Source organism: Pilosibacter rotomagensis, from assembly GCF_045062245.2.
Taxonomy (GTDB): Bacteria; Bacillota; Clostridia; order Lachnospirales; family Lachnospiraceae; genus Pilosibacter.
The window spans coordinates 2,486,519-2,511,681 of the sequence record NZ_CM170323.1; the positions used below are offsets into that span (position 1 = coordinate 2,486,519).

19 protein-coding genes are annotated in these 25,163 nt (G+C 45.8%); 6 read left to right on the forward strand and 13 right to left on the reverse strand.

The features are described from left to right. Nucleotides 1–240: 240 nt before the first annotated feature. Nucleotides 241–930, forward strand: a complete 690-nt coding sequence (locus ACI3EW_RS11115) for a TetR/AcrR family transcriptional regulator (protein WP_118533213.1) — start codon at nucleotides 241–243, stop codon at nucleotides 928–930. Here ACI3EW_RS11115 and ACI3EW_RS11120 read toward each other — a convergent pair. Beyond that, nucleotides 896–1,807, reverse strand: a complete 912-nt coding sequence (locus ACI3EW_RS11120; RefSeq protein WP_118297038.1) for an AEC family transporter — start codon at nucleotides 1,805–1,807, stop codon at nucleotides 896–898. The two genes, ACI3EW_RS11115 and ACI3EW_RS11120, sit on opposite strands and share 35 nt — an antisense overlap. A 318-nt stretch (nucleotides 1,808–2,125) precedes the next feature. On the opposite strand from ACI3EW_RS11120, the gene ACI3EW_RS11125 reads away from it, so the two are divergent. Together ACI3EW_RS11125 and ACI3EW_RS11130 are read left to right on the forward strand one after the other, a co-directional pair. Then, nucleotides 2,126–2,692 (forward strand): GNAT family N-acetyltransferase, encoded by a 567-nt coding sequence (locus ACI3EW_RS11125; protein ID WP_118533215.1) that lies wholly within the window; start codon nucleotides 2,126–2,128, stop codon nucleotides 2,690–2,692. Between the two features lie 297 nt (nucleotides 2,693–2,989). Beyond that, nucleotides 2,990–3,673: a DUF6198 family protein gene (locus ACI3EW_RS11130; protein ID WP_118533217.1), complete on the forward strand. Its 684-nt coding sequence runs from the start codon at nucleotides 2,990–2,992 to the stop codon at nucleotides 3,671–3,673. Nucleotides 3,674–3,809: 136 nt separating this feature from the next. Here the strand turns inward: ACI3EW_RS11130 and ACI3EW_RS11135 are convergent, their stop codons facing one another. From ACI3EW_RS11135 to ACI3EW_RS11145, 3 genes are all read right to left on the reverse strand, one after another. Continuing rightward, the gene (locus ACI3EW_RS11135) at nucleotides 3,810–5,711 is read right to left on the reverse strand and encodes an ABC transporter ATP-binding protein (RefSeq protein WP_118533219.1); all 1,902 of its coding nucleotides are present in this window, start codon (nucleotides 5,709–5,711) and stop codon (nucleotides 3,810–3,812) included. 1 nt (nucleotide 5,712) lies between these two features. Continuing rightward, entirely contained in the window at nucleotides 5,713–7,449 is a 1,737-nt protein-coding gene (locus tag ACI3EW_RS11140; RefSeq protein WP_118603374.1) for an ABC transporter ATP-binding protein, read from the reverse strand. A gap of 192 nt (nucleotides 7,450–7,641) precedes the next feature. Next, nucleotides 7,642–8,064: a MarR family winged helix-turn-helix transcriptional regulator gene (locus ACI3EW_RS11145; protein ID WP_215703641.1), complete on the reverse strand. Its 423-nt coding sequence runs from the start codon at nucleotides 8,062–8,064 to the stop codon at nucleotides 7,642–7,644. 631 nt (nucleotides 8,065–8,695) lie between these two features. Here ACI3EW_RS11145 and ACI3EW_RS11150 point away from each other — a divergent pair. Continuing rightward, nucleotides 8,696–9,178, forward strand: a complete 483-nt coding sequence (locus ACI3EW_RS11150) for a DUF2798 domain-containing protein (RefSeq protein WP_215703640.1) — start codon at nucleotides 8,696–8,698, stop codon at nucleotides 9,176–9,178. A 291-nt stretch (nucleotides 9,179–9,469) separates the two neighbouring features. On the opposite strand, the gene ACI3EW_RS11155 is transcribed toward ACI3EW_RS11150, so the two are convergent. The 8 genes from ACI3EW_RS11155 to ACI3EW_RS11190 form a co-directional block, all read right to left on the reverse strand. Next, nucleotides 9,470–12,763, reverse strand: coding sequence for a DEAD/DEAH box helicase family protein (locus ACI3EW_RS11155; RefSeq protein WP_405581686.1), 3,294 nt, complete (start codon nucleotides 12,761–12,763; stop codon nucleotides 9,470–9,472). Nucleotides 12,764–12,837: 74 nt separating this feature from the next. Continuing rightward, on the reverse strand, nucleotides 12,838–13,299 hold the full coding sequence (locus tag ACI3EW_RS11160) for a hypothetical protein (protein WP_405581689.1): 462 nt from the start codon (nucleotides 13,297–13,299) through the stop codon (nucleotides 12,838–12,840). After that, nucleotides 13,299–13,760, reverse strand: coding sequence for a DUF3990 domain-containing protein (locus ACI3EW_RS11165; RefSeq protein ID WP_405581692.1), 462 nt, complete (start codon nucleotides 13,758–13,760; stop codon nucleotides 13,299–13,301). The genes ACI3EW_RS11160 and ACI3EW_RS11165 overlap by 1 nt, the downstream gene beginning before the upstream one ends. Before the next feature lie 43 nt (nucleotides 13,761–13,803). Further along, a complete protein-coding gene (locus ACI3EW_RS11170; protein WP_405581695.1) occupies nucleotides 13,804–14,916 on the reverse strand; it encodes a restriction endonuclease subunit S in 1,113 nt (370 codons plus the stop codon). A 24-nt stretch (nucleotides 14,917–14,940) separates the two neighbouring features. Continuing rightward, the gene (gene xerA, locus ACI3EW_RS11175; RefSeq protein ID WP_405581698.1) at nucleotides 14,941–15,909 is read right to left on the reverse strand and encodes a site-specific tyrosine recombinase/integron integrase; all 969 of its coding nucleotides are present in this window, start codon (nucleotides 15,907–15,909) and stop codon (nucleotides 14,941–14,943) included. A gap of 90 nt (nucleotides 15,910–15,999) precedes the next feature. Then, the gene (locus ACI3EW_RS11180; protein WP_485662981.1) at nucleotides 16,000–17,112 is read right to left on the reverse strand and encodes a Fic family protein; all 1,113 of its coding nucleotides are present in this window, start codon (nucleotides 17,110–17,112) and stop codon (nucleotides 16,000–16,002) included. A 6-nt stretch (nucleotides 17,113–17,118) separates the two neighbouring features. After that, nucleotides 17,119–18,303, reverse strand: coding sequence for a restriction endonuclease subunit S (locus tag ACI3EW_RS11185; protein ID WP_405581704.1), 1,185 nt, complete (start codon nucleotides 18,301–18,303; stop codon nucleotides 17,119–17,121). A gap of 81 nt (nucleotides 18,304–18,384) precedes the next feature. Beyond that, nucleotides 18,385–19,887, reverse strand: coding sequence for a class I SAM-dependent DNA methyltransferase (locus ACI3EW_RS11190; RefSeq protein WP_215703634.1), 1,503 nt, complete (start codon nucleotides 19,885–19,887; stop codon nucleotides 18,385–18,387). Nucleotides 19,888–20,255: 368 nt separating this feature from the next. Here ACI3EW_RS11190 and greA point away from each other — a divergent pair, with 368 nt between their 5' ends. Both greA and lysS read left to right on the forward strand, forming a co-directional pair. Further along, nucleotides 20,256–20,738: a transcription elongation factor GreA gene (greA, locus tag ACI3EW_RS11195; RefSeq protein ID WP_117484601.1), complete on the forward strand. Its 483-nt coding sequence runs from the start codon at nucleotides 20,256–20,258 to the stop codon at nucleotides 20,736–20,738. 14 nt (nucleotides 20,739–20,752) lie between these two features. Then, nucleotides 20,753–22,690 (forward strand): lysine--tRNA ligase, encoded by a 1,938-nt coding sequence (lysS, locus tag ACI3EW_RS11200; RefSeq protein WP_021905726.1) that lies wholly within the window; start codon nucleotides 20,753–20,755, stop codon nucleotides 22,688–22,690. A 192-nt stretch (nucleotides 22,691–22,882) separates the two neighbouring features. Here lysS and ACI3EW_RS11205 read toward each other — a convergent pair whose 3' ends face one another. Beyond that, complete coding sequence (locus ACI3EW_RS11205; RefSeq protein ID WP_485662983.1) at nucleotides 22,883–25,150, reverse strand: hypothetical protein; 2,268 nt, start codon at nucleotides 25,148–25,150, stop codon at nucleotides 22,883–22,885. Nucleotides 25,151–25,163: the final 13 nt, after the last annotated feature.

Genomic DNA, 25,163 nt, shown 5'->3' on the forward strand with positions numbered 1-25,163 from the left:
CGCGATTCACCGGCCGGGATCTAAAATCATCTTCCGTTACAGTACACGGGCACTCCATGCCCGCGCACTGTAACAGGATTTTGCGTCCCAGTCTCACGGTTTTCATCTGTTTCGTAAGTGACATGTTGTAACTAATTTTGATGTTAGCATACCCCACATGCCTTGTCAAGTGCCTGGAAATCAATTATAATGATGGTGTATTTATTGAATAAAGCATGGAATTGACAGGAGGTGAACCCCATGACAGACTTTGTACGCGCAAGAAGTGAAGAACAGAAACAGGCCCGGATGGCAGAGATCAAGGCTGCTGCCGACTCTCTTTTTAATTCCGTCACCTACCAGGAGATCACCCTGTCCACGATCGCAGGAAAGCTGTCATGGACACGCGCAAACCTCTACAAATACGTGACGACAAAGGAAGAGATCTATCTGGAAATCTGTTCCGATAAGATGCACTCCTATTTCGATGATCTTTTCGCCGCTTTCCCGGAAGGGAAAACATGGACTCCGGACGAGTGGGCTGGCCGCTGGGCCGATGTCTTAAACGACCACCGCGACTATTTCCGCTACAGCGATATCCTCTGCACAATCATCGAGGTCCATGTCTCTGCCTGCCGGCTTGCCTGCTTTAAAAAAAGTTATTTTACCGGCAAAGATGCTTTCGTCAGACTTATGGCAGACCACTTCAGTCTCTCTGACCATGACGCCAGCGAAATTTTTCTCGCCGTCCTGTACCATGCGTCCGGTCTCTGTGGGAGCACTCACTCGAATCCGGTCATGAAGGAAGCATTAAAAATAGCCGGAATCCCGCATAAAGAACGGGATTTCCGGCTCAGTATGTACGAATTTATCCGAATGAACCTCTGGTATTACCTTGAAAGTCCCACAGGATCTCCTACTGCAGGAAATAACACCAGATCGGAAGTGTGATCAATGAGACGACCGTGGAAAAGACAACGATCTTCGTTGCCAGGCGGTCGTCTTTTCCATATTTGACCGCAAGGACTACACTCGTGCTCGCCGCCGGCATCGCGGAGAGGATCACGCAGACTGCTGTGATCAACGAGTCGATCCGGAACAACCGGCATCCTGCAAGGACGATGACCGGGATCAGGAACAGGCGGATAAATGTATAATAGTAAACTTCTTTTGAGAACACCTCTTTAAACGGCACCTCCGCCAGTGTGCATCCGATGAGCAGCATCGCGCAGAACGTATTAGCTCCGGCGATCGTCCGGACTGTCTGGTTTACAAATCCCGGAAGCTGAAACTGCGAGATGAGAAGCACCATTCCGGTAAAGATCGCGATGATGCACGGATGGGTCAGCACCTTTTTCACAAGTTCTTTTTTCGTCGGCGCCTCCGTAAAGTAAGTGAGTCCTACCGACCACATGAAGATCCTCGTCGGGATCGTATAGACTGCGGCGTACATGATCCCAAGGTCTCCGAAGATTCCTTCCGCAATCGCATTTCCGAGGATCCCGGCATTCGAGACGATCGTCGCGTACTGAAGAACCTTCCGGCTCTCTTCATTCCATCCCGGATAGAGGACGCGGCTGAGCCCGTTCGAGATGATCTGGATCAGAAATGAGATCACGATCACTTCCAGGGTCAGTTTTAAGATATCCATGCTGAATTCCATCTGGAACGATTTGATGATACTCGCAGGAAGTGTCACGTTCATGACAAGATTGCTCAAAAGCGCCTTTCCACTCTTATCGATCATCCCTTTTTTCCTCAGATACCATCCGAGCGCCAGAACGCAGAACATCATGCCCTGCATATTAAATAAACTTGTAAAATCCATTTTGTTCCCCTTACCTGCGGCTGTCCTATATGTTATGGATAACCGCCGTTTTATGCATTACAGTTATTGTAACTCTGGCATTTGGGAGTTGTCAATTGGCATGTCCGGCGCAGTTGCAAAATATGCTTGAAATTCTTTCTATTTGGCAGGCGGATCATCCAGACGCCGCAATTGGTCATTTACAAGACTTACGGGGTAAAAACGTTTTCCGACGATGATTGCAGGATATCGTTCCGCGACAAAACACCTGTTTTCATCTCCTTTTTCCGGTGCTATAATAACTCCTGTTACAGCAGTTTTTCAAAAAGGAGGTCCCCCATGGATTCCATCAATATCCGAAATGCAAAACTTGAAGATGCACCGCGCATCCTGGAAATCTATGCTTATTATGTCGAAAACACCGTGATCACATTCGAATACGAAGTCCCCTCTCTCGAAGAATTCGAAAACCGGATGCGCAACACCATGAAAAAATATCCATATCTCGTGATCGAGCGAAACGGAAAAATCGAAGGGTACTCCTATGCAGGTCCCTTCGTCGGCCGCGCTGCCTACGATTGGGCCTGTGAACTCACGATCTACCTCGACAATAACGCAAAAAAATGTGGTCTCGGCCGAAAACTCTACGAAGCCCTCGCCGACCGCCTGAAAACCATGGGCATTCTGAATCTTTATGCCTGCATCGGCTACCCCAAAGTAGAGGACGAATATCTCAACAAAAACAGTGCCCAGTTCCACGAACATCTCGGCTTCCACCTCTGTGGTACCTTCGAAAACTGCGGCTATAAATTCAACCGCTGGTACGACATGATCTGGATGGAAAAAATCATCGGGGAACACAAGGCAGACCAGCCGCCGGTAAAACCGTACTCCTACATGGAATAAAAAGAATCCATAGAGATCAACACTTTTACGGATGTAAATATGCGTTATATTACATTTTTTCGGACGTAAATTCGTTCTATTCTACATTTTTACGGACGTTAAAGTCGTGCTGTACCACATTTTTTCGGACGTTAGCTCACTCTTTCCTACATTTTTTCGGATGTTAGCCTGTCTCCGGCAACTTTTTTCGGGCAATGGACAGCAAAAAACTCCCTCTTGTACATTCCCCACCCCCGCGCTACAATAATAACCGTTCTGCACCTCACAGAAACATCGACTAACAGGAGACATACACAAATGAATACAAAAAACCAAAACGACACCCGCCCGATCTGGCGAGGTGAACTTGCCCTCTTGATCGTTGTCCTCATCAACAGCTTCGGCGTAGTCCTGATGCTCGACTCTGGCGCCGGAATCTCGGCAATCTCCAGCGTACCATACGCCTTCTCCGAATCATTCCCACGAATGACACTCGGCACCTGGACCTACATCTTTCAGGGCACACTCGTGGCTGTCCTGATGGTCCTTCGAAAAAAATTCGTTCCAACCTATCTCTTCAGCTTCGTAGTCGGCTTTGCCTTCAGCAAGATGCTGGATGTCTACAAAACTGCCCTTGCCGGTCTTCCAATGGGACTCGGATATCAGATCTGTTACTTTATCGTGAGCTATGTCGTCCTCTGCATCGGAATTGCACTCTCCAACCGCTGCGGACTCCCGATCATCCCGACCGACCTGTTCCCGCGTGAAACAGCTGAGATCCTCAAAGTACCCTACTCCAGAGTCAAGATCACCTTCGACGTGACCTGCCTCGCCGTGACTGCCGGACTGACCTTCCTCTTCCTCGGCCACATCAAAGGCCTCGGGATCGGAACGATCCTTGCTGCCTTTACCATGGGAAAAGTGATCGGTCTGATTGGAAACGTCCTCGACCGTCATTTCCGATTTGTATCATTTCTGACAGAAAAAGAACAGACGGCATAAAAAATCCCCCTCCCACTCCTGCCCGCACACCCGGATTTCCGGGCACACTGCAGAAGTTAGAGGGGGATTTTTATTTACGCGAAGCGTGTTTTCACTTGTTATATTCACAAATTACTGTATGACCAGACCGCAGCCATTACTCCAGCTCAAACGCACCTGTATAAAGCTGATAATACACGCCCTTCTGCGCGATCAGCGTCTCATGGTCGCCGCGCTCGATGATGTGACCGTGGTCGAGAACCATGATCGCCTTACTGTTGCGGACCGTGGAAAGACGGTGCGCGATAACAAAGACGGTACGTCCCATCATCAGGTTGTCCATACCTTCCTGGACGAGTGCCTCCGTTCTCGTATCGATCGAGCTTGTCGCCTCATCGAGGATCATGACCGGCGGATCCGCAACGGCTGCTCTCGCGATCGAGATGAGCTGTCTCTGACCCTGGGAAAGGCTCGCACCATTTCCGGTGAGCATCGTATTGTAGCCCTCCGGCAGTCTCTGGATAAAGTCATCGGCATTCGCCAGTCTCGCTGCCGCCATACACTCCTCGTCCGTGGCGTCCAGACGACCATAGCGGATGTTGTCCATGACCGTGCCGGTAAACAGGTTGACATCCTGTAAAACGACGCCGAGAGATCTTCTAAGATCCGGCTTTCTGATCTTCGTGATGTTGATGCCGTCGTAACGGATCTTTCCGTCCGGAATGTCGTAGAAACGGTTGATCAGGTTCGTGATCGTCGTCTTTCCGGCGCCGGTCGCACCTACAAACGCGATCTTCTGGCCAGGTTTCGCATAAAGAGTGATATCATGGAGAACAAGCTTCTCCGGTGTGTAGCCGAAATCAACATCCTCCAACCGGATATCGCCCTTTAACGGGGTGTAGGTGACGGTTCCGTCCGCCTTGTGCGGATGTTTCCATGCCCAGATGCCGTTCTTGTCGTTTGTCTCCTTCAAGGTTCCGTCCGCAGTCCACTCCGCGCGGACAAGCGTTACATAACCTTCATCCTTCTCCGGCTCCTCATCAATCAGAGAGAACACTCTGGAAGCTCCTGCGAGTCCCATTGCGACCATGGAAACCTGCATGGATGCCTGCCCGATCGTCTGGGAAAGCTGTCTTGCCATTCCGAGGAACGAGACGATGATACCGATCGTAAGGACACCGTTTCCGCCGAGGCTTAAGTTCGGCGCTCCGCAGTAGACGAGAAGTCCGCCAACGATCGCCAGTACCACATACATCAGGTTGCCGACATTGTTTAAGATCGGCATCAGGGAGTTACCATAGCGGTTTGCAAGTTCTCCGTCGGAGAACAGTTTCTCATTTAACTTGTCGAAATCCTTCTTGCACTCTTCTTCATGACAGAACACCTTTACGACCTTCTGTCCCTGGATCATCTCTTCGATGAAACCTTCCTCTTTCGCGAGCGACTTCTGCTGCTCCATCATATAGCGGGAGCTCGCGCCGCCGAATTTCTTCGTGACCGTCAGCATAAGCACCGAGAACAGGCAGACCAGGATCGTCATCCACACGCTGTAGTAGATCATCATGAGGAACATGACTGTGATCGTCAAAGATGCCTGGAATACCATCGGAAGCGACTGACCGATCATCTGGCGGATCGCGTCCGTATCGTTCGTGTAGGTACTCATGATATCGCCGTGTGCATGTGTATCAAAATATTTGATCGGCAGGGACTGCATCTTATCGAACATGTCCACACGCAGATGCTTTAACGTTCCCTGTGTCACGATCGCCATGAGATGCGTGTAGGTGAACGCCGCTGCAACACCGAACGCGTAGATCGTGAGCATGGAGAGAATCGTCTGCATGAACGGCTGTTTCACACTTTCCATGCCCGATTTCAGGCCCGGAAGGATGCAGGTATCGATCAGCCGCTGTAAAAATACCGTCTGGACAACGGAAGCCGCCGCGCTGACGATAATGCAGCAGATGACCACGATCAGGTGGATCCTGTAATTCTGGAAGATATAGCGGAGCAGGCGGCCGAAAGTGCCTTTTTTCCTATTGTTCTGTTTTTCCATATCACTCTGCCTCCTTGCTCTTTGTCTGGGAATCATTGACTTCCCGGTAAATTCCGTTTAAAGCGAGAAGTTCTTCATGCGTACCGGACTCCACGATCCGTCCGCCGTCCATGACGAGAATGCGGTCCGCATCCTGCACAGAGGAGACACGCTGGGCGATGATGATCTTTGTGGTATCCGGAAGCTCATTCTTAAATGCCTGACGGATCAGGGCATCGGTCTTTGTGTCGACCGCAGAGGTGGAGTCATCGAGGATCAGGATCTTCGGCTTCTTTAAAAGAGCTCTCGCAATACAGAGACGCTGCTTCTGGCCGCCGGAGACGTTCGTTCCTCCCTGCTCGATGTAAGTGTCATAGCCGGCCGGGAACTGGGTGACGAACTCATCCGCCTGCGCAAGCTTGCATGCATGGATCAGCTCCTCGTCTGTGGCGTTCTTGTTGCCCCAGCGGAGGTTATCTTTGATCGTTCCCGAGAACAGGACGTTCTTCTGGAGAACGACGGCCACCGCGTCACGGAGCGCCTGGAGATCATATTCTCTCACATCGCGTCCACCGACTTTGACCGAACCTTCCGAGACGTCATAGAGACGCGGGATCAGCTGGATCAGGGAAGTCTTGGAGGAACCGGTTCCTCCGATGATCCCGATCGTAGCGCCGGACGGGATCTCAAGATCGATGTCCGTGAGCGCATATTTCTTGTTCTTTCCGGAATAGCGGAAGGAAACATGATCAAACTCGATGCTGCCGTCCTTCACTTCCTTCGCTCCGTTTTCCGGAGATCTCAGGACACTCTCATGTGTCAGGACCTCCGCGATACGGTCGCCGGATTCCTGCGCCATGCTGCACATAACAAATACCATGGACAGCATCATCATTGAAGACAGGATCTGGACGCCATAGCTGATCAGGGAGGAAAGTTCACCGGTCGAGAGCGATGTTCCGCCGGATCCGATGATGAGCTTCGCTCCAAAGAAGCTTACTAAAAGCATCGCAAGATAGATGCAGAACATCATGAGCGGGTTGTTCAATGCGAGGATCTTCTCTGCCATCGTGAAGTCTTTCCGGACTTCCTCTGCGGCTTTTCCGAACTTTTCCTTCTCGTAGTCTTCACGGACGAAGGATTTTACAACACGGATGCCGCCGACGTTTTCCTGGACGGAATTGTTTAAGGCATCATACTTCTTAAAGATCCGCTTGAAGATCGGATGTACATAGAAAAAGATGCCGAACAGCGCGATCGCGAGGACCGGGATCAGTGCCAGGAAGATGAAGGACATCCGGACATTGATACTCATGCTCATGATCACGGAGAAGATCATCATGAGCGGGGCACGGACTGCCATCCGGATGAGCATCTGATACGCATTCTGGACGTTTGTGACGTCGGTCGTCATTCTCGTGACCAGAGAGGACGATGAAAACTTGTCGATATCCGCAAACGCGAAATCCTGGGTTTTAAAATAGAGATCTCTCCGGAGGTTCTTTGCAAGTCCGCATCCGGCTGTTGCCGCGGATCTTGCGGAGAGGACTCCAAAACACAGGGACATGGTCGCAAGGACCAGAAGAAGCACGCCGTACTTTAAGATCGGTGTCATGGAAGTTCCCGTCATGTCATCGATGAGCTTTGACATGATGAGCGGGATCGTACATTCCAGCACGACCTCCATGGCAACGAACACGGGCGTCTCGATGGATGCCCGTTTATACTGGCGCACGCTTTTTAAAAGTGTTTTAACCATGAATCTTACCTCGTTTCCATATTATGATTTGTTATGATAAAAGTTCAAAAGGTTCGGTACAGCAAGTCCGTATCCTTGCAGAACCGGCTGTATCTTCCCCCTTTTGTCCTTATAACGGACTTTCTCCTTTCAGATAAGTCTTCTGTCTCCCGCTGCCGGAAAGAGAACAGAGTCTTATCTGACTAATCTGTATCAGGACATGTTCCGGATCATCCGGCTGATGACGCGGAAAAATGTCGCGAGATCATCCTCCGTGATCCCCGCGGTCAGCCTTCGTTCCGTCTCCTCCAGACTCTCCCGGATCATTTCCTGGTACTGGATTCCCTTTTCCGTCACAACGATCCGCTTTAATCTCGCATCGTAGGGAACCGTTTCCCGGCGGATCAGACCATTCTTTTCCATATCCTTTAAGATTTTTGTGGCCGTCGGCGGCCGCAGGCTGTATTCTTCCTCAACATCTTTCTGGAACACATCCGTGTCCATGCTTCTCGCCAGAATAAAATGAAGCGTTTTTCCCTGCGCGGGGCTCAGAGTGTCGTGAAAAGAAAAGGTACTGAAATGCCTCCGGATCAAATTGGACAGCATTCCGATACTTCTGCCAACAGTTTCTTTCATAAATCAAAATCCCCCTTTAAAAAAGAATGTGCCGCAGCTCATTCTCGCACCGAGCGTGATCGCTATCATCTTTGTCTGCCTCATATTTCAGCGCTTCTTTCCATTCTCCGCTCTGACCGTAAGAAAATGTGAAACCAAAATCAGAGTTCCTGTCGTCTCCGACCGTATTCCATTGATTTTATTCTTAGCAAATACTTAGTAAACTAATTTGTTAGCTTGCTAAGTATCATAAAACATCCATCATTTAATGTCAACGAAAAAATTGTGAAAATTCTGTGAGGAAATCATTACATGAAACTCCATATGGGAATGTGAATAAGAGCATATAAGAATATTGTATACAATTTGTGCATGTTTCCGAAAATGAAAAAAATGGAAAAAAAGACTTACGAAGACCGGAAAAATATTGTATACTGCGTTCACATAGAGATTGGAAACGCAGTGAGATGCACACAAAAAGCAGTGGAGTCGCAACGAGTTTTGTTGACTTCGCTGCTTTTTTCTGCCCCTTGCAGTGAGAAGCGCATCCGGAAGAAAAGACATTCCATATGCTTTTCCGATCATGAAAAAGAATATGTACGCTGGCACGTACAATAACCAAAAACACAATTTCACAAAGAGGAGAAAAAGTATGCCAAAAAATAAAAGAGAAAGTCTGATCTACACCGTATTAATGTGCTTTACTATGGTGCTCTGGATGAGCATCTACAATGTAACCCTTCACATGGGAGCTCTGAACCTGACCACGATCCGCGAAGCATGGATCGGTTTCCCGATCGCCTACGTGTTTGCGATGTGCATGGACTGGTTCGTCGTATCAGGCCCGGCAAAGGGATTCGCATTCCGTTTTCTCGTTAAGCCGGAAAGCCCGGTATTACACAAAGTGATCGCAGTTTCCTGCTCCATGGTCGTTCCGATGGTGATCATCATGTCCATGTACGGAGCTCTTGAGGGATGTGTAAAGAGCGGAAACTTCAATCTGCTCCTGAGCATCTGGCTGACAAACATTCCGAAGAACTTTATCATGGCTCTTCCGTTCCAGCTCCTCGTTGCAGGACCGCTTGTACGCCGCGTATTCCGCGGAGCATTCCCGGAAGGAACTGTGTTAGCATGATCGGATAAAAGCTGATCTGCGACAAAAATTTTTGTTATAGATCTCAAAAACGCCCTATCGGCAGAATGCAGCAATCTTTGCGAGTGAACCCATTGAAAAACAAAAGACACAATGCGAGATTGAATTTTTCAATCAGCACTGCGTCTTAGCGTCTGGCTCTTCCGTCTTTCCGGTCATGACCTGATTTCTTGTTTTTGTAACCGTTCGGTTACTTTGTATTATAGCAACCGAACGGTTACTTGTCAAGATAAAAGAAGACGTTCGGCGGAAACTGTTTCATGAGGAATAACATCATGCCGCCGCATTCGCATTCACCTGGTCGATCACCTTCCGGATCCCCATCCATACAGACAGATCTGTGAAGACATCCACAATACTTCCCTGATCTGTAAACGGGGAATCCTGAAGAACAGACAGATCCTTCATCATTCCATTCTGGACAATATATTCCACAATCTGGTTCACAAAATAGATCTGCCGGCTGTCAAGGTTGGTGCTGTCCAGATATTCTGAAAACGCCTGTTTCGCCGCATTCATATCGAGACCGACGATTCCCCGTACAAACTCACCGAGTGGCTTTTCCCCATACTCCGCCTCATAATCTGCCTTCGTTCCGAGATCACTCCAGAGGATCTTTTCCAGCTCCTTCACATCTTCGGAATTCAGCGGGATATTTCCTTTCAGCTTCGCAATCACTGATTCATTCTGATGTTCCCGGATATAGAACTCCGCCTTTGCCTTATAATTTTTCAGATCATCATTTTCGAGCTCCGATTCGTTCCACTCCGTAGATAAAACTTCATCATCCATATTCGTCTCATAAATGATATACTCTTTCGGAATGTACTTCACGAGATCACGCAGATTTTTCCGTATTTTTTCAAAATCATTGACATCCGCACGATCCAGATAATCTGTATGGAGGATCTGCTCAATCAACGGTGCCTGTTTTGTAATCTCCGGAATATTTGCAACCTTTGTAAGACCCCTTGCTCGTTTTATAAGATCATGTTTCCCCCTGGAATATTTCTTTCCGGCCAGATACGCCAGCTCAATTCCGTACATCAGTGCATCAAAACGGAGCGCCTGCGCATCATCTTTTTCCGGTTCAATCAACGGTGCCAGTTCATCCCGAGCTACCAAAGTATCCGCATAAGTCAGCGCCTGATAGTTCTCTCCTGATGAATACAGTTCCACGTATTTTAAATGCTGACGGACTGCAAAATTATCCCGATTCAGCTCGCGCACCTTTCCGGTCATATCTTCAATAAGCGAACTGCGGAATTTTTTTAGTTGTTCTGTCTGATATGCGAGATCCTGAAGCTTGTACGACATTTCGAATTTCAGCTGAAAAATCGCCCCCTGAACCGCAATCGTATTCGCTGTCGATTTTCCTTTGTTCATCCGGAAAAATTCAAAATTCCCACAAAAATCAAAGATATAAAACTTGTCCTTATCTGCACCATCCATAAGTCCCGGACAAAGTCTCGTTCCGCGTCCGATCATCTGCCAGAATTTTGCCTTACTCATAACTTTTTTGAAGAATACAAGGTTTAAGACCTCCGGAACATCAATTCCAGTATCCAGCATATCAACCGATATCGCGATCTGCGGCATTTTCTTTGGATCTGAAAATTCATCGATCGCACTCTGCGCATAGTTCAGATAATTATCTATCACTTTTGCATAGTCTTTCAAGTGTGGATATTCTTTTCCAAACACCTCAAGAATTTTCTCTGCATGCCGGTGGTTCTTCGCAAAAATGATCGTCTTTCCGATCTTATTCCCATAATCCACGCGAAGCCCATTTGTCATCAAAATATTCAAGACTTCACGAATCGTATCTTCATTAAACACCCAGTCATTAAGTGCCGAAGAATTGATCTGCTCCGGAAGATTTCCATCTTCTGTCTCAAAAGTCTCCTCGTACTCCTGCTTATCCTCCTCAGAAAGTTCATCGTAGACAATCCCATTTTCAATAAATTTTAACCTCGTCTCGATCGACATAAAATCCACAAGATAACCATCTTTTACCGCCTGAGCCAGCTCATATCCATATGTCGGCACACCACTTTCCAATTCAAAGATTTCATATGTATTCTTATCGATCTCATCCTTCGGAGTTGCGGTAAGTCCGACAAGCGGGGCATCAAAATAATTGAAAATATCCCGGTATTTATTGTAAATGGATCGATGTGCCTCATCACAGATCACAAGGTCAAAATGTCCGCATGTAAACAATTTTCCATCTTCATCCTGAACCATATCAATGCAGTTCATCATCGTCTGGTAGGTGGAAAAGACACAATGCGCGCCATAATTATCTTTCTCTTCGCAGAGATTCGTGACGGAAAAATCCGGCAGAAGATTGACAAAACTTCTTTTCGCCTGTGTTACCAGGCTGTTCCGGTCTGCAAGAAACAGTACATTTTTGATCCATCCATGATTCAGAAGGACTTTGACAAGCGCGATCACGGTTCTCGTCTTTCCGGAACCGGTTGCCATGACAAGTAGCGCTTTCCTGCGATTTTTCCGATCAAAGCTATCGCAGACTGCTTTCACCGCTGCCTCCTGATAATAGCGCCCGGCAATCTTTTTATCGACAAAAATATTCGTCAAGCCGGTACGCATGGACTGCAGATTGAACAGTTTTTCCAGATCACGCTTTGAATAGATGGAAGCAACCTTCCGCTCCGGATACTGGTTATCCGAAATCCGCGTTTCGAATCCATTTGTCAGGAATACCACAGGTCTTCTTCCCTGCTGTTTTTCGATCAGATCCGCGTATAATTTCGCCTGCTGCCGTCCCTTGCTCACATCCACACAGGTCCGCTTTGCCTCGATGATCGCAAGCGCCTTTCCATCATCCCCATAGAGAACATAATCTGCAAATCCAGTCTCGCTCTTATTCGGCATTCCCGGGATTTCCACTTCATTCAGCCAGTTTTTCCCCTCGATCCAACCGGCATCCTCCAGCATGGCATCGATGTAAAGTTTTCTTGTCTTATATTCCGAAATATCAAGCGGTTTCGGCACATAGGTCGGCTGCTGCTCTTCTCTTCGTGCCGTCAGCTCTGCCTTTAACGCCTGGTTTTCTTTGATCAGTGTTTCCAGGTCGATCTCCGGTGTCTGCGGCTTTATAGCGACTGGTTTCGTCTCTGTCTTACCCAGCAGTTTTTCATCAAATGCCCGTTCTGTATATTGATCTGCATAGCAATACGCTACATAATCCATGAAAACAAACAGATTTTCCAGACACAGCGCCGCCTGCTCCTTCGATACCCGTTTTCCTGTATGAGCCGCTGTATTTCCCATTTTCCGGATAAAATCCAACCGCTGCCATAAATCATTATCCACAAGATCCCGGAAATCTTCCGCACTCATCAGGCTGACCAGCTTATCATCCCATGGTTTCGTCAGCGAGCTGTCAACCGAATACATCCACTTGATTGCAAATTCCATCGCCCGACGGCAGTTTAAAACAGATGCAGACTCATCAATGGAAAAAATCCGCTCCGCTGCGATCGCTGTATCGGCAAAACTTTTGAATTTTGGTTCATCCTTTAAAAAATCAAAGTTCGTCATGATGACACCTCCTGTTCGGGTGTATGACTTTTTTATTACCGTCCGTACAGCACGTGCACAGACTGATTGAATCATTACAAGATTTTCTTTTCTCTGTAGCTTTCAAAAATGTACGATGGATTTTCATAGTAAACACTGCTGTTATAGTCATCAATTTTCGGGCTGATAAAAGAATTATAAACCTGCATCAGTGCATCGATCACACTGATTTTTTCGTTTTCCGCAACCTTCTTGATCAGCCTTTTATAAACTTTTCCAATTTCCCAGTAAGTCGGAATTGTATACTGACAATCTCCTACATTATCAAAACTGCCTTTTTTGATACCTGACTCCGCAATGAAATCATCGCTGACACGGTCCATGTTATCACAATGATAGACATCCGCAAGATCATAAATCTTTTCCAGACGTTTTTTCCCTAATGCGTTTACAACATCTGCTCTTTTGTTTGTTGTCTTCCTGGCAATATAATCGATCAAACTGCATGTAAAAAAGAGATCGTTGTCTTTCTGCGGTTCTCGCCCTGTTTCCTGCATTATTGAATCACCTCATAATCTCTATATTCCAAACACTTCAAGGCATCTTCGGTACAAAAATTAATCTGATGTGTTGGATATTTAAACTTCGCCAATACCCAGAACTGTTCCCTGGTGATACTTCCATCAATAAAATCAGAAATGTAGCTGTAAATCTGGTCATCCGCCATCGCTCCGATCACGATATCGTATGAATGAGGTTGTCCATTCCGGCATGCGACAATAAAATCCAGCCATTCTTCTGTCATCGTGGAAAATTCTTTGATATTCAGTTTTGTATTCAGGCGCACGTCATATACTGAGACAATTTTTGTATCATATCTTCTCGCCCAGCGAATCGCCTGTTCCCTGATCACTGTACAGTAGAATCCAGGACCAAAGTCCTTCGTATTTCTCCCGATCCGAATTTCCGGTTCCCTCACCGGCATGTAGCCGCCGTGATAAACTGTCATTTTAGGCATAAGTAGTGTCCTTTCTATGAATTTTGCATGAAATAGTCGAATATTAACTGGTATTGGGTTGACAGGTGTGCGTATGCGGATGATATTGCAATTTTGATTTGTCGACTTGATTGATAAAATCACCGAACTCATCTTGCAACGTCTTTGGCGGCAACATCAATTGTAATTTATTATATTTTCCAACATTGAAATGCTGTTGCGCTGCCCCGCCAATCCCTTCATCTATCTGTTTTTTTCCATGTGGCATATTTGTAAAGGTACATAAATAATAAGGATTTACTTTTTCACAATCTGGATGAGCAATTATAATATCAACTGCATTACATCCCGCATATTCTTCTGTAACAACACAGGCGGTACCGGGTGCACCAGACCTTACTATTAACAAATCATTCTCTTTAAGAGTAGATTTTGAATTCTTCAGATGTCCTTCTTTAGTAAAATATACCCAATCAATATCTTTAATAAATCCCGCACCTATATTAAGAGAGCGAAAAGCTCTTACGCCTTCACTTTCATCTGTATAATACTGGGATGGCTTTATAACAACACCAACTTGGACATCTGCAACATCTTCAACATTTACAACATTCCAATTTTTAGAATTATTTTCATCCCCAAACATCTCGACAAATCGGGCTCTAACTAACTTGTCTAATTGCTCCAGTTGTCTTTGTCGATCTTGAATAATAGAGTAAATCCGTTCTAAATTTGATGCGTACTTCCGCTGAAGTTCAAGATTAATTTCTGGAACTTGAATTTCTTCAAGGACTTTTCGTCCAATCGCTTTAAATGTGCTTCCTGTTCCTTTTTGATTTAATTCATTATTTTTTCCTTTGAGCAACCAAAATATAAATTCTGATGACACTTTTTCTTCATTTGGTGTTAATGCTGCAACTCCCCTTCCAATACAACATTTTTCTTTAGCATAATTCATTGCACCTATGGGAGCACGAACCGAAATTAAAATATCTTCTGCTTTTGCTACTTTGGTAGGTTTATTACACCATACACGTGTAATTGGATAACGTTCTCCGAAATCAGCGTTTCCTTGAAAAAACGGAATTCCATCACCAATTTCATTGTAACTACTCGATTCCGGAGATTGGCCCATATTTATTGTACATACGTCTTTAAGCGCTATATAATTCATCATTTCATCCCCACAAACCTGAATTGATCAGGCAATGTACTTCTGATGGGATGTTTTTACATTCGACTGGTTGACCATAGCGTACTGCATTGTGGTATCGATCTGTGAATGTCCGAGGATTTTCTGGACCTGCTCAATCGGCATTCCTTTGTCGATTGCACGAGTCGCCATGGTACGGCGGAATTTATGGGGATGAATTCTTGTCAGATTGATCTTTTTTCCAAGTCTCCGCAGTCTGATCTCGACACCACTGATCTTTAAGCGGGCATGAGGTGCGTCCAGTGTTACAAACAATGCCGGGTTGTCATCAAAACGGCTGTTTAAATAATTTTGCAGATGCAGCTTTGCCTTCGCGTCAAAGTATACTTTGCGCTCCTTATCACCTTTTCCGAACACCACACATTCCCTGGCCTCAAAATCCACATCTTTAATGTTTAGATTTACCAGTTCCCCGACACGGATTCCTGTTGAATACAACAGATCAATGATTGCCAGGTCTCGAACACAGCAGCAATGATCCCGCAGCTGCTCAATCCCCTCGTCGGAAATCACTTCCTTCACCTGCTGTTTCGTCTTGATTTTGTGGATCCGACGCATTGGGCTCTTCAGGACATAATCCTCTTCTTCCAGCCATGAGAAAAAGCTTGAAATGTTCCGCCGAATGTTATCGATTGTGGATTTCCCACAGTTATTGATCTTTTGATATTCCGAAAGATATGTCCGGATCTCTTCCGTTGTAATCTTTCTGACCGGCGTCTTTAGCATCTGAAACATTTTCTCTACGGTGACACGGTAATATTGAAGCGTTCTCTCGGAACATCCTTCGATTTTCTTTGCATCCAGGAACATCTGCAAGTAGGTATCATTCGTAGTCTCTACTTTAGTTGTTTCCGGCTGTGCCAGATTTTTCAACAGAACCTCCTGCAGTTTCTTCATCTGTGAAATATTCAGGTATTCTGCCATCTGATTTAAGATGTTTACAAGTTTTTCTTCCATATCGGTATACTCCTTCCTTTGTATACCAACATCCTACTCCTGCAAATGCCATATATTTTTAATCCGGTGCAACTGTTTCATACCTCACAGTTATGATCGGGTCAATATTTCCCAATCCCCATTGCGCTTTCCATTTTTCCTTTGAATCAGTCCTTTTTGCTTTAAAGACCCCATTCTTGTCTTGATCGTGCGCTCTGATTTTCCCAATGCAGCAGCCAAAGCTTTTTGAGTGATTCGCGGATTCTCTTCGATGACCTTCATTACAGCCATCTCTTCCAAAGTGCAATTCAAAATATTATCTATACACTTTGAACTCTCCGCATTCTCACTTTGAATCATCCTATCATCCCGATAATCCACACGCAAATAGCGGTTCTTTAATTCATGATTCATATTCATCAACAGATTTTCAAAAAACTGTTCCAGATATTTTGTTGTTGCATGAATCCCCAACTGAAAATTATTATAATTGGATCGAACCAGCGCATTTCGAAAATACCATGAATGCTCTGCAAATACATCACTGTTGACCCGTAATCCAAATGCCTTCAGATATTGAATAACAAAAATTGCTGTGGTACGGGTGTTTCCCTCACCAAATGGATGAATCTGCCAGATTCCGGATGTAAATGCCGCAATATGTTTCATTGCATCTGCAACTGAAACTGTTTCATACGGGAACTGTTTTTCCTGTGAAAAATCGTAATCCAATGCAGCCTGTATTTCATTATAAGAAGCGTAATAAACGGTTTTCCCGTTTAAAATCCACTCATCTTTTGTGATATTGTAGCTGCGCAGCCGCCCTGCATGCGGGAATACCCCTGTAAATAAACGTTTATGAATGTTGATATAAAATGCAGGTGAAAGCTGAAATGTTTTCTCTCCCAATAATTCCACAATGTGCAGCGAAACGAGGTCTGCCTCCTGTGTCCTCTCTTCGACATCGGTAAGGTGTCCTTTCCGTTTTTCATAGTATATCTGAATCCGTGTTTTCGCCGCATTCATGTCAATCCTGCCTTCGATATGTCCTTTGGCAATTTTCAACAAATATTCTGAGATCTTTAATCCATCCACATCCTGCAAACCGATTGCAGTCTGCCATGCAGCACTTTTTTCAGCCAGCCCTGAATCTCCCTGACGGATATATTGATCCAAAGCAAGTTTCCATTCCTGCGATTTCCCCATGCATTCACCTTCTGTCACTCAAATTTATCCGAAATATTGCTGCATCAGGCTGTCAAACAGAAGCTGCGCCTCATCGAGTGCCTTTTTGACGGAATCTTTTGATTTGTCGACTTGTTCAACAAACTCGGCAAACTGCTCCTGTAAATCTATTGGTGGCACAATAAACTCTTTCTCCTCAAGTTTTGACTTAGATAATATTCCTTTTAAAGACATGTTTATCTCTTCAACTAAATAATCTTTAGACAACTGCAACATTACATATAAAAATAAAATATTATATTCTTTGGATATAACTGCATTAATCTGTTGATTGAAGGCCACTGTTCTATCAGTAACACAAACTTTTCCTATACTTGCAATACTTCCAGCTATGCAAGCCATTAAAATGGAGTTTTTACCCACTGTCCTTCCAACTTTTATTCCCTCTTCTGAAAGACTTTCCGTTGCTTTAGTTGGATTAATCATCTCAGGCACAATATTATCTGTTTTAATCCATTCTACATAATCGCCATAATATTCTTGAGCTGCTCTCGGCGGAGTATTTCCTGTAACAACCTTACATGTGTCTTTCAGCATACTCTTTGGAAACCCAAAAGGATTACTTCTTGGATCACCAAACATCTCGACAAATCGGGCTCTGATCAATTCATCGAAACATATTAGCTCCTTCCTTCTCATGTCAATGTTCTTTTGAATGTTATCCAAACATCGAATTATTTCATCTTGAGCCGAAACATCAATCAACGGTAAAATCATTTTCTTTAAATGACTAGGTCCATAATTCAATTGTGCTGATCCAGTAATTTCTTTAGCAAGTTGCTCTTTAAAATGTTGCGATTTGAGATAATACATAAAATATTTTATTCTAAGCTTATCTCCATTGATCACTTTAAATCTAATAGTACTTGTATTCATACATAATGGAAGCATTGCTTCCTCAATAAAGCCCATTTTTTTATCAATATACTCAACTTTTATTCCCGAACTTGCCACGACAAAGTCACCAGCATCACATAAAAAGTGCTTATATTTTCCATAGGCTTCATCTTCTGAAATATACCGTGTAGAAGTTGACAAATCAACTTTCCCATCAACCAAATTAGCTACATTAAGTAGCTTTACACCCGATGTCGTATACTGTGTATTTCTCACACCTGGACCCTCTTGGAAGAACAACACGTCCGACATCTTTACCCAGTTTTTCTCCATCTACCTCATCCCTACAAACCTGAATTGTCCATTTTCCATCTCCGAAAATCTCCCAATTCCATATTCTCTTTCCATCATCTTCTACAACCCCAGCAGTCTTTCCAGCTCATCCATCTCTTCCCCGATCTTCATCTCCAGCTCCCGAAGCTCGGTCATGATCTCCAGCGTAGACGGGTATTCTACCGGAACATACTCGATCTTCTTATATTTATTGATGGAGAGGTCATAATCGTTCTCCACAATTTCTTCCTTCGGGACGAAAAAGCTCTGCTCGGTGCGTTCACGGTCTGTCTCCTTTTCCAGATGATGGAATCGCTCAATAATGTCCGGAATATCATTCTCAGAAATTTCACTTCTCTTATCGTCAAGACTGAGTCCATCTGCTTTCATGTCGTAAAACCAGACTTTGTCGGTGCCGCCATGACCGGTCTTTGTAAAGATCAGGATTGCAGTAGAAACTCCTGCATAGGGTTTAAATACCCCAGACGGCATGGAGATGACGGCTTCCAGGCGGTTGTTCTCGATCAGCTCTTTCCGGATCGCCTTGTGTGCGGTCGATGATCCGAATAATACGCCATCCGGGACGATGCAGGCGCACCGGCCGCCGATTTTCAGCATTCTTAAGAAAAGTGCCAGGAACAGAAGCTCTGTTTTCTTTGTTTTGCAGACTTTTAAGAGATCCGCAGATACGATGTCGTAATCGAGGCTACCCTTAAACGGCGGATTGGCAAGAATCAGGCTGTACTTCTCTTTGTCCGGATTCTGGTCACTCAGGCTGTCACGATACTCGATCGATGGATTTTCCACACCGTGGGTCATCATGTTCATGGCACCAATTCGAAGCATCGTACGGTCCATATCATAGCCATGAAACATATGATTCATATAATGGTCTTTGTTCGCCTTATCAAATAAGACTTCTTTTTTGCAATTCTCCCGCAGATATTCGCTGGCTGTCACCAAAAAGCCGGATGTACCGCAGGCCGGGTCACAGATCACATCATCTGGCTTTGGCTGCATCATGTCGACGATCATCCGGATAATGTGTCTCGGAGTCCGGAACTGTCCGTTTACACCTGCTGTTGCAAGTTTTGATAATAAATATTCATAGACATCGCCCCTGGTATCCGCTTTCTTTAACTGTTCCATCTGTTCGTAAACACCATCCAGCGCATTCACGATCTTATCCAGCATAAGCGGTGTCGGAACTTTGAAGATCGCGTCTCCCATGTACTTTGAATAGGCGCTTTCTTTATTTCCATGAAGATTTTTCATGAACGGAAATACAAGTTCCTGCATGTTTGCATACATCTTTTCCGCCGGGAAATCATGGAACACACTCCATTTTAACTGATTTCCATCAACCATCCGCTCACCAATCTGCACTTGTCCCGCAAAAATACTCTTATAAGGAATTCCGAGCATCGCTGCTTCCTTTGCATGAGTATTATCCGCATCATCCAGATCCCGGATGAACATCAGATACGTCATCTGCTCGATTACCTCCAGCGGATTCGTCAGACCGCCTGTCCAGAATATCTCCCATAAACTGTCTATTTTATTTTTCAGTTCTCCTGTTACCATCTTTTTTTCCTCATCTTCCACTAAAATAAAAAGCTCTGCGCTTACTTTTATTCCCAATTCTTGCAGAAATGCTCTTTTATATTCCTGTTTATTATCATAAGTATAAAGCATCTGTCGCTATAAATCAACAAATCTACTTTGTCGAACTGCTCTTTCGTTACTGTACAGGGTCTCCGCGTTCTTTCTATAATAAATACACTTCCCCCGCACTTTCTGTCACATCCCCACGAAACTCCGCAAAAATCCACCAAAACTAAGGCTTTCGGCTTCTTGACAATCCCAATTCTACACGCTATAATACAGAGAATGTAAAGCTAAAAATTATAAAGGGTCATTCTGCCCCGAAACAATAAGAAAGGTAAGACGTCATGGCTGATAAGAAACATATTTTAACTTATGCAGGACTGAAAAAATACGAGGATGAGCTTCAGGATCTGAAAGTAAACCGCCGTCGTGAGATTGCCCAGAAGATCAAAGAGGCAAGAGAACAGGGAGACTTATCCGAGAACGCCGAGTACGATGCTGCGAAAGATGAGCAGAGAGATATTGAGTTAAGAATCGAAGAGCTCGAGAAGCTGTTAAAGAACGCGGAGGTCGTTGTTGAGGACGAGGTAAACCTTGACAAGATCAACGTCGGATGTATCGTAAAGGTTTACGATGTCGATTTCGACGAGGAGATGGAATTCAAGCTCGTTGGTTCCACAGAGGCAAACAGCCTTGAGAATAAGATCTCCAACGAGTCCCCGGTCGGACACGCGCTGATCGGAAAACGCGTTGGCGACGTTGTTGACGTCGAGACACAATCCGGAATCATTCAGTACAAGGTACTTGATATTAAGAGAGTAGACTAAAGGAGAAAAGAAAAGTGGCTGAACAGCAGAATCAGAACAAGAATGCAAATGCAAAAGAGCAGGATATCCACCAGCTCTTAAAGGTGCGCCGCGAAAAGCTTGCTGAATTACAGGCAGAGGGCAAGGACCCGTTCCAGATCACAAAGTATGATCAGGATACTCACAGCGCAGATATCAAAGACAATTACGCAGAATATGACGGAAAGGAAGTTTCCATCGCCGGACGTATCATGTCCAAGCGTGTGATGGGTAAAGCTTCTTTCTGCAACGTCCAGGACCTCAAGGGCAACATCCAGTGCTATGTATCCCGTGATGAGCTCGGTGACGATTCCTACAAAGACTTCAAGAAGATGGATATCGGCGATATCGTCGGCATCAAAGGCTTTGTATTCACAACAAAGATGGGCGAGATCTCTGTTCATGCCCATTCCGTAACTCTGCTCTCCAAGAGCTTACAGATCCTTCCGGAGAAATACCACGGACTCACAAACACAGATACCCGTTACCGTCAGAGATATGTGGACCTGATTATGAACGAGGACGTAAAGAAGACATTCGTGATGCGTTCCAAGATCATCAGCTGCATCCGCAGATATTTAGATAACCTCGGATTCCTCGAGGTTGAGACTCCGATGCTCGTTGCAAATGCCGGCGGTGCTGCTGCAAGACCGTTCGAGACTCACTACAATGCACTTGACGAGGACGTTAAACTTCGTATCTCCCTCGAGCTCTACTTAAAGAGACTCATCGTCGGCGGTATGGAGCGTGTTTACGAGATCGGCCGTGTATTCCGTAACGAAGGTCTTGACACAAGACACAACCCGGAATTCACTCTGATGGAGTTATACCAGGCATATACAGACTACAAGGGAATGATGGACCTCACCGAGAACATGTTCCGTCATATCGCAGAGCAGATCTGCGGATCCACAACGATCCCGTATGCGGATGTTGAGATCGACCTTGGAAAGCCGTTCGAGCGCCTGACCATGATCGATGCGATCAAGAAATACACCGGTATTGATTTCAACGAGATCACGACAACTGAGGAAGCAAAGAAATTAGCGGATGAGAAGGGCGTTCACTACGAAGATCGTCACGTTCGCGGCGACATCATCAACCTCTTCTTCGAGGAGTTCGTTGAGGAGCACCTGATCCAGCCGACCTTCATCACAGACCATCCGATCGAGATCTCCCCGCTTACCAAGAAGAAACCAGATCATCCGGAGCAGGTTGAGCGTTTCGAGCTCTATATCTATGCCCGTGAGATGTGTAACGCATACTCCGAGTTAAACGACCCGATCGACCAGAGAGAGCGTTTCAAAGCACAGGAGGCTGCTCTTGCTGCCGGTGATGACGAGGCAAACACAACAGATGAGGACTTCTTAAATGCCCTTGAGATCGGTATGCCGCCGACCGGTGGTATCGGATACGGTATCGACCGTCTTGTTATGTTATTTACAAACTCCCCGGCGATCCGTGACGTACTGCTCTTCCCGACAATGAAGTCCTTAGACACAAAGAAGTCTGAGAAACCGGTCGTTAAGACATCCGAGAACGCAGCTCCGGAAGTCATCGACTTCTCCAAAGTTGTGATCGAGCCGATGTTCGCTGATTATGTTGATTTCGAGACATTCAGCAAGTGCGATTTCCGCGCTGTTAAGGTAAAAGCCTGCGAAGCAGTCAAGAAGAGCAAAAAGCTCCTTCAGTTCACACTCGATGACGGAACCGGCACAGACCGCACGATCTTAAGCGGTATCCATGCTTTCTACGAGCCGGAAGAGCTTGTCGGAAAGACCCTGATCGCGATCACAAACCTTCCGCCGAGAGCCATGATGGGAATCGATTCCTGCGGTATGCTGCTTAGTGCAATCCATACTGAAGAGGGCGAGGAGAAGTTAAACCTTCTCATGGTTGATAACCATATCCCGGCTGGTGCGAAGCTGTACTAATTAAAAGAAATATTCGGATAACAAAAGAAGTGGGCAGTTCCTGTTGGGGCTGTCCACTTCGTTGTTTTATAATTCTTATTATTCTAAATCCATATTGGTCAGTTGCCTGATCTGATCACGCCTGTTATAAATAACAGCCGTCACCTGGACTCTGCGATTTTCATCAGCTGGTTTCCAATTTCTTTTCTTAATTTATTTGGTGATCTGGAACGATCGGTTGATCGGGGAGGCAAGGTAATTGCCGCCGAGAACGACTACGGTCATCGTGTAACGCCCCGGCTCAGTCGGCGGGGTTGTGGTGCTGGAGTATGCTCTCCATTTACTTGTAAATCCAGAGTAGAGCACGCTGACGCTGGACTGGTCGCCAACTCTCTCCCCGCCGATCTCGAGATGTGCGCCAAAATCAGCACCCGCCGCTTCCGCTGCGGAGATCTTTTTGCCGATACTCTGGTTCCATACAAGCTTTGCCTTGTCAGCCTTTAAGACAAGAGCGCCGGCGCCGACACCCGTATTGTAGTTCTTATTGTCGGTGACTGCTGTCACGCTGTAAATTCCAGCATGATTCGGGGCACCGATACTGATCCGGAGATTATCAGCGATGGACGGAAGCTTGTTGATCACCTTGATGACCTGTCCCAGAGCGCCGGTATCCACACCGATCTTCTTAAGCACATCGATCACTTCACTGGCATTTAGAAGCTTTCTAAGCTCACCGACCGTGATGCCATTCTGCAGCATTTCTGTCAGGGTTGGCTGATTTAAGCTTTCCAGCGCCTTATCTACGATCTTGATGACAGTGCTGTTGGAGGTATACTGTTCCGGAAGCTCCAGATAAACGCCTGTAGTCACATTGCTGGTGATTCCGGCGTAGATGATATACAGGTTGAACTGATCCTCCGGATCCGTAGAGACAAGCTCTCCGCCCTTCACAGCCTCGCTCACATATCTGCTGGCGCTGTTGACGCTGACCTTCACATTTGCTTTGTTGATGGTCACGCTGCCCTCAGCTTCTTCACTTGCGCGATACTCCGAATTTCCCTTGAAGGTCACTTTGATCTTCTGCTCGCCTGCGCCGATCTGCGGGAAGCTTCCGAGAACCTTTCCGCCGAGCTCATAGCTTTTTCCTTCAAACGGAACATCGTCCCTGATTCCTTCTCCGTTCAGGAATTTGTCAGCAAAGCTGTCACCGAGCTCGCTGCTCAAACCGTCCAGAAGAGAAAGTCTCGCATTGTAGGAAAAAGTGAAATCGTCAACAGACAGTGTGTCCCACTCCGGAAGCTCGGAATTTTCCCAGTCGATCACATTGTCAAGAACCGCCTGTTTTACTGCTTCCACATCCTTATTATATGTGAAGGAGATTTCGCTCTTTAATACGACTTTACTGTTGATCCGGTTGTCCGTCACTGCTACTGATACCGTCACGCTGCCCGGCGCATAATTCCTGCTTCCGCCCCAGGAAATACGGATCTTCCAGCTTCCCGGGCCGAATTTCTTTGTTACAAGTGACTCATCATCGAGCGGTTTGAAATTTTCAATGAGCCCGGAAGGATCTGCATTGTACTTCACCTCGAACTCATCAAAATCCACTTCCGGTTCTGTGGACTCCACTACAGCCTCGTAGATCGCTTTTGCTGTTGCAGTATAATCGATATTCTGATCATGATCAAAAACAAGCCCTACTTCGTAAGGAGCCTCTTTCAGATTGAACTTCATCTGCTCCCGTTCCGTCATGGTCACGTCTGTCTCTTTTTCAAAACCGGAATACTCCTCATTGCCGTCCCATAAAATACGGATCTTCTGTTTTCCTGCCGGGATTGCCGGATAGGTCAGGAGATTCACCGTCTCCCCGTCCAGTGCGACCCAGTTCTTTCCGAGATTTCCTACAGAGCCTGACTCAGCTTTACCGTAGTACTGGATCGTCACATCGTCACAGGTAATAAACTCCGCATTGGAAGCTGAAAAAACTCTCGTGAAGATCTCTTCTTTCGTCTCTTCGGCATTAAGGGTTCCGTCCTCGTCATATATCAGCGGAATTTCCTGATCCCGGAGCAGTTCGCAATCCACGGTAGGTTTTGCTGTTTTTCTGATTGTGAATTTTTTCTCTCCTGTGCGTACCTTATATTCACCATCCGCATTGTCTGCCAGCGCCGGATGGATATAGGTGTGAGTCACAAAGTATTTTTTTGTTGTACTTTCAAATCCGCCTACTGATCCCCAGGCGGTATTTTTCAGCAGACCACCATCTTCCTTTCCAACACACTCGTACTCCCATTCCAGTGTATCTTCACTGTCCGGGAGCAGCGTTTCTGTCAGAATCTGATTCACAGTCTCCGTATCTGTTCCAGCCGGAATACATACCTCCGGATTTTCAGCGCCGAATGCTGTCAGACAGAATGCCTGCAGCAGAACAAAAAGTGCCAGTAACGCAATCATGATTGGATGAAGCGTTTGCTTTTTCATATTTGTACCTCAT